This window comes from Nocardia salmonicida (genome assembly GCF_036142455.1).
In the GTDB taxonomy this organism is placed as follows: Bacteria; Actinomycetota; Actinomycetes; order Mycobacteriales; family Mycobacteriaceae; genus Nocardia; species Nocardia salmonicida.
The window spans coordinates 824,457-839,632 of record NZ_CP108014.1 but is presented as its reverse complement, the minus strand read 5'-3'; the positions used below and the strand labels follow the sequence as shown (position 1 = coordinate 839,632).

At 68.6% G+C, this 15,176-nt stretch carries 13 protein-coding genes; 1 reads left to right on the top strand and 12 read right to left on the bottom strand.

The features are described from left to right. Positions 1-7: 7 nt before the first annotated feature. From wag31 to OHS03_RS04130, 6 genes are all read right to left on the bottom strand, one after another. Entirely contained in the window at positions 8-865 is an 858-nt protein-coding gene (wag31, locus tag OHS03_RS04155) for a DivIVA-like cell division protein Wag31 (protein ID WP_062988599.1), read from the bottom strand. 60 nt (positions 866-925) lie between these two features. Then, positions 926-1,228 carry a YggT family protein gene (locus tag OHS03_RS04150; protein ID WP_056816435.1) on the bottom strand — a complete coding sequence of 101 codons (303 nt, stop codon included), beginning with the start codon at positions 1,226-1,228 and terminating at the stop codon, positions 926-928. A gap of 89 nt (positions 1,229-1,317) precedes the next feature. Next, positions 1,318-2,073 carry a cell division protein SepF gene (locus OHS03_RS04145; RefSeq protein WP_056816438.1) on the bottom strand — a complete coding sequence of 252 codons (756 nt, stop codon included), beginning with the start codon at positions 2,071-2,073 and terminating at the stop codon, positions 1,318-1,320. Between the two features lie 107 nt (positions 2,074-2,180). Continuing rightward, positions 2,181-2,903: a YggS family pyridoxal phosphate-dependent enzyme gene (locus OHS03_RS04140; protein WP_328660903.1), complete on the bottom strand. Its 723-nt coding sequence runs from the start codon at positions 2,901-2,903 to the stop codon at positions 2,181-2,183. Further along, positions 2,900-3,631, bottom strand: coding sequence for a peptidoglycan editing factor PgeF (gene pgeF / locus OHS03_RS04135; RefSeq protein ID WP_056816443.1), 732 nt, complete (start codon positions 3,629-3,631; stop codon positions 2,900-2,902). Before pgeF ends, OHS03_RS04140 begins: the two co-directional genes overlap by 4 nt. A gap of 82 nt (positions 3,632-3,713) precedes the next feature. Then, positions 3,714-6,638, bottom strand: a complete 2,925-nt coding sequence (locus tag OHS03_RS04130) for a helix-turn-helix transcriptional regulator (RefSeq protein ID WP_328660901.1) — start codon at positions 6,636-6,638, stop codon at positions 3,714-3,716. Positions 6,639-6,816: 178 nt separating this feature from the next. Between OHS03_RS04130 and OHS03_RS04125 the strand changes: the two genes are divergently transcribed. Next, positions 6,817-7,362, top strand: coding sequence for an LppU/SCO3897 family protein (locus OHS03_RS04125; RefSeq protein WP_328660899.1), 546 nt, complete (start codon positions 6,817-6,819; stop codon positions 7,360-7,362). 66 nt (positions 7,363-7,428) lie between these two features. Here OHS03_RS04125 and ftsZ read toward each other — a convergent pair whose 3' ends face one another. The 6 genes from ftsZ to murD form a co-directional block, all read right to left on the bottom strand. Next, a complete protein-coding gene (gene ftsZ, locus OHS03_RS04120) occupies positions 7,429-8,688 on the bottom strand; it encodes a cell division protein FtsZ (RefSeq protein ID WP_056816448.1) in 1,260 nt (419 codons plus the stop codon). A 160-nt stretch (positions 8,689-8,848) separates the two neighbouring features. Continuing rightward, complete coding sequence (locus OHS03_RS04115) at positions 8,849-9,526, bottom strand: cell division protein FtsQ/DivIB (RefSeq protein WP_056816807.1); 678 nt, start codon at positions 9,524-9,526, stop codon at positions 8,849-8,851. A gap of 8 nt (positions 9,527-9,534) precedes the next feature. Continuing rightward, positions 9,535-11,049: a UDP-N-acetylmuramate--L-alanine ligase gene (gene murC, locus OHS03_RS04110; protein ID WP_062988608.1), complete on the bottom strand. Its 1,515-nt coding sequence runs from the start codon at positions 11,047-11,049 to the stop codon at positions 9,535-9,537. Then, positions 11,046-12,161: an undecaprenyldiphospho-muramoylpentapeptide beta-N-acetylglucosaminyltransferase gene (murG, locus tag OHS03_RS04105; protein ID WP_328660896.1), complete on the bottom strand. Its 1,116-nt coding sequence runs from the start codon at positions 12,159-12,161 to the stop codon at positions 11,046-11,048. Before murG ends, murC begins: the two co-directional genes overlap by 4 nt. A gap of 51 nt (positions 12,162-12,212) precedes the next feature. Then, positions 12,213-13,586 carry a putative lipid II flippase FtsW gene (ftsW, locus tag OHS03_RS04100; protein WP_062988611.1) on the bottom strand — a complete coding sequence of 458 codons (1,374 nt, stop codon included), beginning with the start codon at positions 13,584-13,586 and terminating at the stop codon, positions 12,213-12,215. Positions 13,587-13,739: 153 nt separating this feature from the next. Beyond that, complete coding sequence (gene murD, locus OHS03_RS04095; RefSeq protein WP_062988613.1) at positions 13,740-15,176, bottom strand: UDP-N-acetylmuramoyl-L-alanine--D-glutamate ligase; 1,437 nt, start codon at positions 15,174-15,176, stop codon at positions 13,740-13,742.

The following is a 15,176-nucleotide window of genomic DNA, read 5'->3' as shown; positions in this document are numbered from 1 at the left end:
AACTAGTTTACTTGCCGCCCTTGGCGAAGGAAGCGGGAGCCAGACTGTTGGCCGAACCGTTGGTGTCGCCCGCGAACTCGCCGCCGTCGACCGGCACGGCCGACCCACGGTTCTCGAGCTCTTCCAGCTGCGATTCCAGGTAGGACTTCAGGCGCACGCGGTACTCGCGCTCGAAGGTCTTGAGCTGCTCGATGCGGCTTTCCAGCACCGTGCGCTGCTGGGTGATGGTGGCCATGATCTCGGCGTGCTGACGCTCGGCGTCGGCGGTGAGCGCCTCGGCCTTGTCCTTGGCCTGCCGGATCTGGGTGTCGGAGCGATTCTGCGCGTCGGACAGCATCGCGTCGGACTTCTGACGCGCGTCGGCGATCATCGCTTCCGAACGGGTGCGGGCGTCGCCGACCAGTCGCTCGGAGTTTGCTCGCGCGTTCGAGAGCAGTCCCTCGGCCTCGGTCTTGGCGTCGGTGGTGAGGCGGTCCGCCATCTCCTGCGCCAGGGTGAGCACCTTCGCGGCCTGCATGTTCGCGTCCGGGCCGTTGTTCTGCACCGGCGCCGCGACGGGCATCGGGGCGGGCGGTGCGACCGGGATCGGCTGCGGAACAGGTTCCGGCGCGGGAGGAGGTACCTGCTGCACGGGCGCCTTGGCGGCGCTGACCGGGGCAGGTCCGCGGTTCTTCTTGGCGTCGGCCAGTTCGGTGTCGAGTTCGGCGACCCGCTGACGCAAGTCGGCGTTCTCCTCGATCAGGCGCGAAAGCTCCTGTTCGACGAGATCCAGGAAGGCATCGACCTCGTCCTCGTTGTAGCCGCGCTTACCGATCGGCGGTTTGCTGAACGCGACGTTGTGCACATCGGCAGGAGTCAGCGGCATCGAAGGATCCCTTCACGCGTCTTTTGGAGAACTAGCAAGCGGTCTACTCGTTTCATTGTGTCACACGGAGGTCACGGGCTGCCCGAGCCTACCCACGATCGACATCAGGATGAAGACGAGGAAGAGCAGGACCATTATCGAAAGATCGAGACGAATCCCCCCAAGATTCACAGGAGGTATCAACCGCCTCAGAAGTTTCACCGGAGGGTCGGTAACAGTGAAGATCACCTCTAAGACGATCACCACTACACCAGTCGGGCGCCAGTCGCGCGCGAAACTGCGAATGAACTCGACGATCACCCGACTGATGAGCAACAGCCAGAAGATGAAAAGCACGAGGTACAGAACCGCGAACAGGGCCACGGCTTCACTCTGCCGCAAAATCGGCAGGGTGCAAAATGGCCGCGCCGCGCAGTGCGCGGGCGGCCATCTCGGCATCGGGTGTGCGTTGTCTATTTCTGGTTGTAGAAGCCGTTTTCGGCGATACGGCGGCGTTCTTCCGCTGATACGTCGACGTCGGCCGGTGAGAGCAGGAACACCTTCGTCGCTACCTTGTCGAACGAACCACGCAGCGCGAAAGCGAGTCCGGCCGCGAAATCGACCAGCCTTTTGGCATCGGCATTGCTCAGGTCGACCAGGTCCATGATGACCGGATTCCCTTCACGGAACCGTTCACCGATGATCCTGGCCTCGCCGTAGTCGCGTGGACGCAGCGTGGTGATCTTGGACAAGGGACCTCCGTCCTCGAAGATCCCAGGACGCCGCGCGGGCGCGGGCTCGGGGCGCATGCGCTCCTCCAGCCTGCGCTCCTCGGCGTCGGGATCGACCGCGAGCGCACCACGAGTGGAGCCGCGCATACCGGGTGCGACACCGCCTGCCCGGAAGGACCGGCCCGACGACGGCGCCGTTTCGATCCTGGTGGGGCGACGCGGCGTCTCATAGCGATCGTCGGCGTAGGTGTCGGCGACATAGTCGTCACGACGCGCCTGGTAGGCCGACTTGTACGCCGGCTGTGGGAAGTCGTCGGCCTCGTCCTCGAAACGGTCGGAGCCGTACCGGTCTTCGGCATAGCGGTCGTAGCTGCGCGGGCGGACGCGACCCGCGCGCTCCTCCGCGCCGCGAGGGGCATGATCGTCGACGTAGTCGTCTTCGTACTCATCGAGCGGAACCATGCCGAAGTACGCCTTGAACTTATGCAGGGTACTCATCTGGTCGACCTTCCTTCGGCCCCGGTGGCGGCCGGGTGTTGAAGTTCTTGCTCAGCGCCTCTTCAGCCCAATCGTATGTGTCGAATGTGACTGGTGAGGTTTCTTTGCTACGCCGAGGTTATCGGCCGGGCGCCCATCAAGGCGGTTCCGACACGCACACACGTCGAACCGTGTTCGACCGCAATCTCCAAATCACCCGACATACCTGCAGAAAGGTCGGTGGCCTCGGCGTGTTGCGCAAGCAGCGAAGTGTGCAATGTCGCAAGATTCGCAAACGACACATGACTCGGGACGTCAAGGGGCGGAATCGCCATCAGACCGGCCAGATGCAGGCCGGGCGCCTTCGCTACCAGGTCGGCCAGGGAGAGCAGATCGGCCGGTGCGACACCCCCGCGTCCGGGGTCGGCGTCCAAGCTCACCTGCAGCAGCACCCGCAGCGGCGCGATACGCTCGCCGGCTGCCAGTGCGTCCTGCGCGGCACGGTCGAGAGCGTTTGCCAGCCGTTCGCTGTCGACCGAAGCCACGGTGTGCGCCCACCGCGCCACCGCGCGTGCCTTGTTGCGTTGTAAACGGCCGATCATGTGCCATTCGACGTCGTCGTAGCCGAGCTGATCGACCTTCGCGGAGGCTTCCTGCTCGCGGGACTCGCCGAATTCGCGTCGGCCGAGGGCGTGCAGGATGGCGACGTCGGTGGCGGGAAAGAACTTCGTCACCGGGAGAAGGCTGACCGAACCCGCCGGGCGACCCGCCGATTCGACGGCGGCGTCGATGCGGGCGAGCAGGCCGTCGAGACGAGCTGAGAGCTCCGCGGCGCGTCCCGTTTCGGTCATGCGGCGGAGTCCATCCAGATCACACCGGCGATGCGGCCGGTGGGGGCGCCGCGGCGGTGGCTGAACAGGGTTTTGTCCTCGATGGTGCAGCGGGGGTCAACGGCGATTCCGCTGACACCCGCCTCGGTGAGCTGTCGGCGGATACCCGCCCGCAGGTCGAGACCGGGGGTCTTTCGAACGGTAGTGGTAGCGCTGCCGGGTAGGTGGGCTTCGACGTCGGCGCGCATGGCGGCGGGGACTTCGTATTGACGACCCGAGGCGGCGGGGCCGAGGAAGGCGCCGATGCGGTCGACGCGGGCGCCGACCGAGACCATCGCGTCGAGCACGCGCGGCACGATGCCGATCCGGGCGCCGATGCGCCCCGCGTGGACGGCGGCGATGACGCCCGCCTCGTCGTCGGAGAGCAGGATCGGCACACAATCGGCGGTGAGCACCACCAGCGCCAGTCCCGGCACGGTCGTGACCAGTGCGTCGGTCACCGGTACCGGTTCGGCGCGGGGGCCGTCGACGATCTCGACGGTGCGCCCGTGCACCTGCTCCATCCACACCAACCGATCAGGGGTGAGGCCGATACCTTCTGCCAGCCGAACCCTGTTGCGGCGCACAGCTTCCGGATCGTCACCGACGTGGTCACCCAGGTTGAACGAGTCGTAGGGCGCGGCGGAGAAGCCACCGGTGCGGGTGGTGGTCACCCGGCGAACGGTCACGGTAGGAGGTGCGGAAGTCATGTGTTCGAGCGTAGTGCCGTTGTGAGGTCGCGCGGTCCGCGCCCGGGGTGACGTCGGTCAACCCGGGTAGGAGGTCCGCCGATCACGCGGACGAATCGGCGCCGTCGAGATCGCCGAGCCTGCGGGCGATGCCCGCGCGGCCGGTCAGTCCCAGTTTGCGCAGGACCCGGCCGAGATGGTCCTCGACGGTGCGTGGACTGAGGTAGAGGTGCTCGGCGATGGCCTTGTTCGTGTGGCCGTGGGCGGCCAATTCGGCGACCTCGCGCTCGCGCCTGGTCAGGGCGGCGGGCGCGCCGACTGGCTGGGCGCCTGCGAGCCTGCGCTGCGCGGTCGTCACCTCGTCGAGCAGGCGGATGGCGCCGGTCTCGGTGAAAGTCGCACGCGCGGCGGCGAATCGGCTGGTCGCCTGGCCGAAGTCACCGCGTCTGCCCGCGATCGCACCGGCGAACAACTCGGCTTGCGCACGGTGCACCACCATCCCGGCACGCGCGAACGCCGCGATCGCCACCTCGGCGGCCGCGGCCGCCGCCGCGGTATCGCCGATGGCCGCGGCGTAGTCGGCGCGTGCCAAGGCTGCCGCACCGACTTGGCTGCCGAGTCCGTCGACTGCCCGACTCGGGGGCGCGCCATCGGGGGCAGCAGGGTCGCCGGTGATACAGGAGACGAGCTCTGTGCCTGTGTTCGGGCGCTCGTCCGCTGCCAGTGGAAACTCCGCGTCCACAGTCGCGTCACCGACCGGGGCAGATGCGTCGGGGAGGTGGGCAGGGCGGGCGCCGTGGGTGGTGGCCGTCGCCGCGGCGGCTGCTTCGGCTCGGGTGATCAAGGCGTCTGCGGTCGAGAGATCGCCGGTGACAATCGCGGCGTGGGCCGCTCGGGAGAGGTGGGTCGGGTGCAGAGGGCCCGGGCGGTCCTCGGGGGGCATCGGGCCGGGGACGGCTCGGGCGGTATCGGAGAGGGTTGTCTCCACGACTTGTCGCCACCAGCGCATGGTGGGGCGTGGGAGGGCGGCGACGGTGTGCCACTGGGCGGCGACCGCTGCGGGCGCAGCGGTCAGTTGCAGGGTGCGCAGTTTCAGTGCGCCGGCGAAAGAGAGCAGGTCGGGGTAGTGGAAGGTGGTCGCGGCATCGGTGGCTTCGTCGGCTGCGGCGATGGCGTCGGTGAGGCGGCCGAGTTTGGCCAGGCAGTAGGCACGGACAGTATGGAGTTCGGCGAGGGCGTAGGTGCGGCCGAAGCGGCGGCTCACCGCGATCGCGCGATCCAGCTGACGGAGGCCGCTCGCGTCGCGGTCGAGGAAGTACGCGCACCAGCCGAACACGGGAGCGGCGTGGACCACTTCGCGCAGGGCGGCGTCGGTGAGCTGGCCGAAGGCACGGTCGCAGGGATCGTAGAGCTGCGCTGCCTCGACGATTCGCGCGTCGGCGAGCAGCCCGAGGCAGCGCAGGGCGGTCGCGGCGGCGCGCACGGCCGGGTCGTCGATGGCATCGGAGTCGAACAGGGCGGTGAGGCGGGCTCGGCCTTCGGAGTCCTGGTGGTCCTGCGTTTCCAGGATCGCGAGTTCCAGTTGCACCGGTCCGTCACCGGGGCGGCGAGGCAGTGTCGCACCGTGGGCGAGCAGTGTTCGTGCCTGATCGATGCGGCCGAGCATGCGCGCGCACCGGGCCGACAGCAGCAGCGCCTCCAGTTGGTGCCTGCCCGCGGTGGCCGCCGCCGGTTCGAGCGTCTCCCCCGCCTGCGCTGCCGCACCGGACAGCAACTGGGCCCGGCCGAGTGCCAGAGCTTCGGCGAGTGGGTCGTCGGTCGCGGGGGCGACGCGCGCGGCGGCCGAGAGCCAGCGCGCACTCGCCGCCGGTGCGTCGGCGAGCACCTGCTCGGCGGCCAGTCGCAGTTCCGCGCCCGCGATCTCGTCCGCGCCGAGGAGCGCGTGCTCGAGATGGCGTGCGCGCGAGGGCATCGATGCGTCGCGGGCCCGCAGTGCGACGGCGGCCCGGCGGTGGGCCATCGCTCGCCATGCGTGGCCGGAAACGCGATAGGCGGCGGTGCGGATCAGCGGATGGGCGAACGTCACCGCGCCGTCGCCCACACCGACCACGCCGCGCCCGACCAGGCCGTCCACCGCCGCGACCACCACGGACTCCGGCAGAGCAGCTGTCGCGCACAGTAGTTCGAAATCGGGTGGAACCCCACACACCGCGATGGCCTGCGCGACCAGCCGCTCGGTTTCCGGGAGCTGGGCCAGTTCGGCGCGGATGGTCCGATCCAGCGCCGCGAAGTCGTTCGACGCGGGGTCGGGTTCCTCCCCACGCAGCGCCCGGTCCAATTCACGGTCGGGAAGATCGGCGAGCAGCGTCAGATACAGCGGATTGCCATGGGAGGCACTCAACAGTCTGGCCCGCCGACGCGGATCCTCCCCCGGCAGCAGACCGTCGACGTCGGCTTCGGTGAACGGCGGAACCCGCACCTGTACGGTCCGCACCCGCGGCGCCCGCACCAGCCGGGCGATCGACGGCGGGCAACCGCCTTCGCGGAAGGCGAGCAGCAGCCGGAATCCGCGGACGGGGCGGTTGCGAATCAGAAAGTTCAGCAACCGCAACGATTCGAGATCCGACCATTGGAGGTCGTCGACGACGAGCAGGGTCGCCTTCGCGCCGAGCGCACGTCGCACCCGGCGAGCCAAGTCGGCACCGTCGGGCGCCGACGACGCGATCTCGCTGCTGTCCAGCGCGGCGAATTCCGGTGCGGCCGGTGCCTCGTCGGCGTCGACCGGGCTCTCGTCCAACTGCTCGACGATGTCGTCGGCGAGGTAGCGCGGTTGGGCCCTGGCGTCTTCGGTGCCGGTGACCATCAGCACTCGACAGCGGGCGGCGCCGACGAACTCGGCGATCAAGCGAGACTTGCCGATTCCGGCCGGACCGTCGACCAGCAGCAACCAGGGTGCGTCGGGGCCGGTGAAAGTCGTGGTCAGTGCGGCGAGTTCGGCGGCGCGGCCGACGAATGCGCGTTCGAACATGACACTCCGTAGCTCACTGGCGATATCGGCCGTGAACGGCCGGATCAGAGCATAACGGTGCCACCTACCCGGAATTACCGTGGTTTCCCGGATGCTCGGCGGCTCGGGGTGAGGTTGGGTGATCGGGGCCTACACCGCCGAAGGGTCCGCGGTGAGGTTCTGCAGAAAGAAGGTTCGCATGACGTTCACCGGCAAGGGCATGGTTTCGCGGTTCTCGCTCGCGCTGCTGGCGGTCACGGCACTCGGTGCCGCGGGTTGCTCGGCCATCGACAAGGTCTCCGAGGTCGCCAAGGACGCGAGCAAGTCCGACACCGCCCGCTCGAAGGTCGGTGAGTGCATCAACGTGATCTCGGCGTCGATCATCGACTCCAAGACCGAGCCGGTCGCCTGCTCGGCCGAGAACGCCGTCTACCAGGTCGTGCAGGTCCACGACAAGAAGGTCGAATGCCACGAGGACTACACCTCCTACGAGGAGACCTTCGGCAGCGGCGGCACGGTCGCGTTCCTCTGTCTCGCCCCGAACTTCAAAGAGGGCAGCTGTTACAACGAGGGCATGATGACCGGCTACAAGTTCGTGCCGTGCACCGCCTCCGACGCCAGCTTCAAGGTAGTCACCCGCGTCGACGGTCAGGTCGACGAGCAGCTGTGTGGCGAGGACGCCGACCAGGTGCTCGTGGTCAATGAGCCGAAGATCACTTATTGCCTCGGCAGCGCCAAGGGCTGATCCCCCGCGCAACGCGAAAGCGCCCGGACTCGACAGGAGTTCGGGCGCTTTCGTGTCTGCGAATGCTTATCGACGCATGAAGTCCGGGACGTTGATCTCGTCGTCGTCGTCGCCTTCGTGCACTTCCGGGTTGTTGACGCGGTTCATGGCCGCCTCTGTCACCCGCTGACGCTCCGACTCCCGGTACCGCTCGGTATCGCGGTAGTTCGGCGCCGCGGCCCGACCACTGGACACCCCGGCCGTGGCGGGCTCGGTGGGACGCGACGGCGCCTCGGACGGACGTCCTTGGCCGATCTCGCCCGCGCGACCCGAACCGATCGGGTTCGACCCGGTCCGGCTGGTGGTGACCGCGCTGGTCTCGGTATTGCGTCGAGACGGGCCGCCACCGTCGAAGCCCGCGGCGATGACGGTGACCCGCACCTCGTCGCCGAGCGAATCGTCGATGACCGTACCGAAGATGATGTTGGCCTCGATGTGGGCAGCCTCCTGCACCAGCGAGGCCGCCTCGTTGATCTCGAACAGGCCGAGATCGGAACCGCCCGCGATCGAGAGCAGCACGCCGTGCGCACCATCCATGGAGGCTTCGAGCAGCGGCGAATTGATCGCCGTCTCGGCCGCCTTCACCGAACGACCCTCACCACGCGCCGAGCCGATGCCCATGAGCGCCGATCCGGCACCCGACATCACGCTCTTGACGTCGGCGAAGTCGACGTTGATCAAACCGGGGGTGGTGATCAGGTCGGTAATACCCTGAACACCGTTGAGCAGCACCTCATCCGCGGAGCGGAAGGCGTCCATCAGACTCACCGCCGCGTCGCCCAGCTGCAGCAGCCGGTCGTTCGGAATGACGATGAGGGTGTCGCACGACTCGCGAAGCAGGTTGATCCCTACTTCGGCCTGGTTCCCGCGCCGCTTGCCCTCGAAAGAGAACGGCCGGGTGACGACCCCTATAGTCAGGGCGCCCAATTTTCGGGCGATACTGGCGACGACAGGGGCGCCACCGGTACCGGTGCCACCTCCCTCGCCTGCCGTGACGAAGACCATGTCGGCGCCCTTGAGCACCTCTTCGATCTCGTCCTTGTGGTCTTCTGCGGCCTTGCGACCGACTTCCGGATCGGCTCCGGCACCGAGACCTCGGGTGAGTTCGCGGCCGACATCGAGTTTGACGTCGGCATCGCTCATCAGCAGGGCTTGCGCGTCGGTATTGACCGCGATGAACTCGACTCCCTTGAGTCCTTGTTCGATCATTCGGTTGACGGCGTTCACGCCGCCGCCGCCGATACCGACGACCTTGATCACTGCAAGGTAGTTGTGCGGGGGCGTCATGGGCTCTCGCCTTCCTTCGATCTTAAACCCTCAACCTCAACCATAGGGTTGGCGTTATGTCAAGTATCCGACTGCTGCGGAACGCTATTCGCAGCCACTGCGATCGCGGCGCAGGCGCGCCGAGATGAGAGCCAGAATCTTGTGCCACAAAGAATGTCGCTCACTTTACCGTGACCAGATTCGGACTCGAAACGTCGAACACGGTCCCCTCACGGGTCAGTAGCGGCAACACGACAGCAGCTTTGCGCTCGCCGTCGCCCGTGCCGCCCCACACTACCTTCCTGCCATCGCGAAGGCTCAGCGAGACGTCCGAAATCGACCGTGCGACAACCTCGCCCACCTGCACCGACAGGGCGGGCGGCAGGGTGACCAGCACATCGACCGCCGCCCTGGCCGCCGCGGGCCCGGTGAACGAGCCCTCGGTGAGCAGTTTCGGCACCCCGATGGGCTGTTCGGGCTCGATCGCGAATTCGACGCTCTCGGCGTCGATCAGGTGGGCGCCGTCCGGGGCGTCGAAATACACCACCGGGGTTCGCTCCACGACCGTGACCAGCACTGTCGAGGGGAATTTACGCTGCACTCTGACCGAGCGCACCTTCGGGATCGCGGCCACGCGCTGGGCGATCGCGGTGGTATCGATCCGTAACATCGAACGGCCGTCGGGAATTTCGAGTCGACCTCGCACCTCGGCGTCGGGCACCGCCGACAGGCCGTCGATGCGCACGGTGCGCACCGACAAGGCCGGGGTGAACCAGGCCAGTGCCACCAGCAGGGTCACCACGACCACCCCGACCACCGTCCAGAGACGGTAGCCGTGCCACCCGCGCGCGGCGGGCATCGGCAATCTCACCGGCCGCCCTGCTGCGGCCTGGCCCGCAGGCCGTCGAGGATCTGGCTGCCGAGCATCGTGACATCGCCCGCGCCCATGGTGATCACGACGTCGCCGTCGCCCGCGAGCCCGGCGACCTGCTTGCCGACCTTGGACATATCCGGCTGGTAGTGCACGGGTTCGGTCACCGACTGGGCGACCAGCGCGCCGTTGACGCCGGGCAGCGGGTCTTCACGGGCGCCGTAGACGTCGAGCACGACCACCTCGTCGGCCAGGCTCAACGCGGCGCCGAACTCCGTGGCGAAAGTGGCGGTGCGGCTGTAGAGATGCGGCTGGAACACCACGATCACCCGGCCGCGCTGCAGGCGGGCGCCGTCACGCGCTTCCTGGGCGACCAGTTGGGCGGCGGCCTCGAGCACCGCGCGGACCTCGGTCGGGTGGTGGGCGTAATCGTCGAAGACACGCACCCCGTTTTCCCGACCGGTGAACTGGAACCGGCGATGCACGCCGCCGAATCCCTCCAGGCCCTGCACGATCTCGTCGATATCGGCGCCGGTGGCGCGGGCGGCCAGCAGCGCCGCCAGCGCGTTGAGCGCCATGTGTCTGCCGGGCACCGACAGTCGCAACGACCGCGGCACCGTCTCGCCGTCGAGCTGGAACTCGACGATGCCGCCCACGTCCCGCGGTTGCCAGTCGATCAGCCGGGCGCCGACGGGCACGGGAGCGTCGGCCAGATCGCCGGAGCCGTAACCGAGAACCTCGATTCCGCGTTCGGCCATGCGCGGTGCGACCCGCTGGGCCAACGCGAGCGAGCCGGGATCGTCGAGGCACACCACCAGCAGACCGCCGGGGGCGAGCCGGTCGGCGAAGTCGTCGAAGACCTGGATGTAGGCCTCGTCGGTGCCGAAGTAGTCGAGGTGATCGGATTCGATATTGGTGACCACGGCGACGTCCGGGTCGTATTGCAGCAGTGAGCCGTCGGACTCGTCGGCCTCGGCGACGAAGATGTCACCGCTGCCGTGGTGGGCGTTGGTGCCCGCCTCGTTGAGCTCGCCGCCGACCGCGAACGACGGATCGGCGCCGCAGTGCTGCAACGTGACGATCAGCATCGAGGTGGTCGAGGTCTTGCCGTGGGTGCCGGAGACCAGCAGGGTCCGGTGCCCGCGCATCAGCGCGGCGAGCACGGTCGGGCGCATCAGCACGGGGATGTCGCGCCGATTCGCCTCGACCAGTTCGGGGTTGGTCTTCGGGATGGCGGCATAGGTGGTGACGACGACCGTCGGGCCGCCGGGCAGCAGATCGAGCGCGTCGGCGGCGTGGCCGATGCGGACCTCGGCGCCGCGAGCCCGCAGCGACAGCACACCGCGGCTCTCACGGGCATCGGAACCGGAGACCTGCCCGCCGCGCGAGAGCAGGATGCGCGCGATACCGGACATGCCTGCACCGCCGATGCCGACCATGTGCACGCGTTGGAGCTCGGGGGGCAGGGCCGCGCCGGTGGACTCCCCGATCTCCTGTTCCGGCTTGCTCATCGGGCGACCTCGGTGACGATCCTGGCCACCGTGTCGGCGGCGTCGCGATGGCCTGCGCCTGCGGCGGCGCGGCTCATCTGCGCGAGTCGAGCGGGGTCGAGCAGCAGCGGAATCACCTCATCGATCACGTATTTCGGGGTCAGCTCGGCGTCGGCCACAATTGTGCCACCACCCTGCGCGACCACTGGTCGGGCGTTGAATTCCTGTTCGCCGTTGCCGTGCGGCAGCGGCACGTAGAAGGCGGGAAGTCCGACCGCCGACACCTCGGCCACGGTCATCGCGCCGGATCGGCACACCACCGCGTCGGCGGCGGCGTAGGCCAAGTCCATCCGCGACAGGTAGGGCACCGCCACATACGGCGCCGGCGCGTCGGCGGTGCTCACCTCCACGCTGTTCTTGGGCCCGTGCGCGTGCAGCACCGAGACGCCGGCGGCCGCGAGTTGCGGTGCGGCGCCGGAGACGGCCTCGTTGAGGCTGCGCGCGCCCTGCGAGCCACCGAACACCAGCAGCACCGGTCCCTCGGCGGGCAGGCCGAAGTGCGCGCGAGCCTCAGCGCGCAAAGCGGCACGGTCGAGTTCGGTGATGGAGGCGCGCACCGGAATGCCGACGACCTGCGCGCCCGCCAGCCCGGAATCCGGAACGGCGGCGAGCACTTTCGTGGCGAGTTTCGCGCCGACCTTGTTGGCGATACCGGCCTTCGCATTGGCCTCGTGCACGATCACCGGCACCTTGCGCTTGCGCCCGAACAGCCCACCGCGCGCGGCAAGATACGCGGGTAGCGCGACGTAGCCGCCGAACCCGATGATCACGTCGGCCTGCACGTCGTCGATCACCGCCCTGGTCGCCTTCACCGAGGCGAGCACCCGGCCGGGCAGTCGCAGCAGATCGGCGGAGGGCTTGCGCGGCAGCGGCACCGGTGGAATCAGTTCCAGTGGGTACCCGCGTTCGGGCACCAGTTTCGTCTCGAGTCCACGCTCGGTACCCAAGGCGGTCACCCGGATCGAGTCGTCGAGTCTGCGCAGCGCGTCGGCGACAGCCAGCGCGGGTTCGATGTGGCCTGCGGTTCCCCCGCCTGCGACGATCACCGACAACCCGGATCGCGGGTTACTCACCTGGATCTACCTCGTTCTCTCTATCTCGAATCGATCTCGCGAAGGCGGGCGTCATGCGCCGCCACCTCCGCCGGTCCGCCGTTTCACCGGGCGGTGTGGCATCGGGTAGGTCGGTTCCCATGCTCGTGTCGACCGTAGCGAACTCGTGCCGCGGCTCTCCGGCGCGCGTCGCCTGCGGTCGGCGGGCGGCTGGCGGCGAGGGGCCTGACGTGGGCGTTCGGTTCTGGGGCGCGGCGCGACTTTTCGCGGCGCGGGCGGGGTGTACACCTCGGGCACCGGCAGCCGCAGCAGCCTGCTGAGTCGGCCGTCCTGGCCCGCCTTCAACGCTGAGACCGCTTCCGGTTCGTGCCGGGCGGCGCTGGCGATGATGCCGAACATGAACAGCGTGATCGCCAGTGACGAACCACCGGCCGAGACCAACGGCAACTGCAAACCGGTCACCGGCAGCAGCCCTACGACATAGCCGATGTTGATCAGCGCCTGCGCGGTGATCCAGGTGGTGGCGGTGGCGGTGAGCAGGCGAAGGAACGGGTCGACCGAGCGCAGCGCGATGCGGATGCCCGCGTAGACGAACAGCGCCAGCAGCGCCAGCACCAGCATGCAGCCGAGGAAGCCGAGTTCCTCGCCGATGATGGCGAAGATGAAGTCGTTGTGCGAGTTGGGCAGGTAGCTCCACTTCGCGCGGCTCTGTCCGAGGCCGCGGCCCCAGATTCCGCCGTCGGCGAGGGAGTACTTGGCCTGACGCGCTTGATAGTTGGCGCCCTGCGGATCGTCACCGGGGTTGAAGAACGCGCGCACCCGGTCGGAGCGGTATCCGGCCGACAGCGCCAGCACCGACGCGGCCACCAGGCCGGTCACCATGATCCCGACGAACAGCCGCACCGGCAGCCCGCCGAACCACAGCAGCGCCATCAGCACGATGCCGAGCGCGATGGTGGTCGACAGGTTCGGTTCGAGCACCACCAGCAGGCACACCAGCAGACCGGCGGGCACCAGCGGCACCAGGATGTCCTTGAGCGCCGCACCGCGTCGCGAGGCGAGCAGGTGCGCGCCCCACACCACCAGGGTCACCTTGACCACTTCGGACGGCTGGATCGACAGTGGGCCGATGTCGAACCAGCGCCGCGCGCCACCGTGCATCGAGCCGATGCCGGGGATGAGCACCAGTACGAGCGCGAGCACCGAGATGCTGAAGATCGGAAACGACCACTGCCGCAACAGCCGCAGCGGCAGCCGCAACGCCACGTAGAAGGCGATCGCGCCCAGCCCGGCGAACATAGCCTGCTGGATGAACAGCGCGTAGGCCGAACCGCCACCGGCATAGGCCTCGACGCTCGACGCCGACAGCACCATCACCAGACCGAGCACGGTGAGCAGGGTCGCGATGGTGACGATCAGATGGAACGACGCGAGCGGCCGGGCCAACCAGGCGCCGAAGCGCTCCCCCGCCCAATTCGGTTGCCCCGAACCGCGTCGGGTGGCACCCGCGCTCTTACCGACCCGGCTGCTGTCGACGCTGCCCCGGCTCTTACCCACGCTGCCCCCTTTCGGGCGACGGGTCGGCCGGGCGCGCCTTCGTCACAGCGCCCGCCCGATGTCACCATCTTCCAGTGCCGTCACCGCATCCACGAAACAGCGTCCGCGATGGGTGTAGTCGTCGTACATATCCAGGGAAGCGGCCGCGGGCGCGAGCAGGACGGTGTCTCCGGCGCCGGCCAGGCCCGCCGCGGCGCGCACCGCGCGGCCCATGACCGCCTCGGCTCGCTGGGATCTCGACGACTCCATGTCTGCATCGTCTCCCGCATCCAGCTCGATGACCGGGACTTCGGGTGCGTGTCGCGCCATCGCGGCGGCGATCACCGGCGCGTCGGCCCCGAACAACACCGCGCCGACCAGTCGATCGCCGACCTCCTCGATCAGGTCGTCGACGCTCGCGCCCTTGAGCAGACCACCCGCCACCCATACCACCTGCGGGTGCGCCATGATCGCGGCGCGTGCGGCGTGCGGGTTGGTGGCCTTGGAGTCGTCGATGAACTCGACGCCACCCAGTTCGCGGACGAACGCGGTGCGGTGCGGGCCCACCTTGTGCTCGGCGAGACCTTCCTTGACGAACTGCGGCGCCACATCGATGGCCCTGGTGAGCGCGGACGCGGCCAGCGCGTCGGCGATGCCCGCGGGTCCCGGCGGGCTGATGTCGCTGGTCTCGGCGAGGATCGCGGCCTTGGTGAAGGCGCGGTCGAGGAGCTTGCCGTCGACCACGCCCAGCTCGCCGTCGGCGGGGACACCGATGCGGAAACCGACCGTGCGGCGGGCCTTGGCTTTACGGGCCAGTGCGCCCGCGACCGGATCGTCGAGGCCGACGACGCCGACCCGACCGGTCAGCGCGCGCGCTTTCGCGGCGGCGTAGGCATCGAGACCGCCGTGCCAATCCAGGTGATCCTCGGCGACATTGAGCACGACGCCTGCCTCTGGTCGCACCGACGGCGCCCAGTGCAGCTGGAACGAGGACAGCTCGACGGCCAGGACCTGCGGCCCGGGGTTGCGGCGCAGGGCGTCCAAGATCGGCAGGCCGATATTGCCGCAGGCCACGCTGGAGATGCCCGCGGCGCGCAGGATCGAGTGCGTCATCTGGGTGGTGGTGGTCTTGCCGTTGGTGCCGGTGATCACCAGCCACTTGCGGACCGGGCCGTAGATACGGGCCTGATCGACCCACCAGGCGAATTCGACGTCACCCCAGACGGGCACGCCGTCGGTGACCGCGGAGACCAGCACCGGCGAATCCGGTCGCCAGCCGGGGCTGGTGATCACCAGCGCGAACCGGCTCAGGTCGGCGCCTTCGAGTTCGACGCTGGTGGCGATCTCGAGGCCGAGTTCGGCGGCTTCGGCCAATGCTTTGGCGCCGTTGTCGGTGACCACCGGGTGCGCGCCGATATCGCGCAGCGGTTCGATCAGCGAGCGTCCGGAGACGCCCCAACCGGCGACGAGAACGTCACGACCACGCAGGAATTCGAGCAT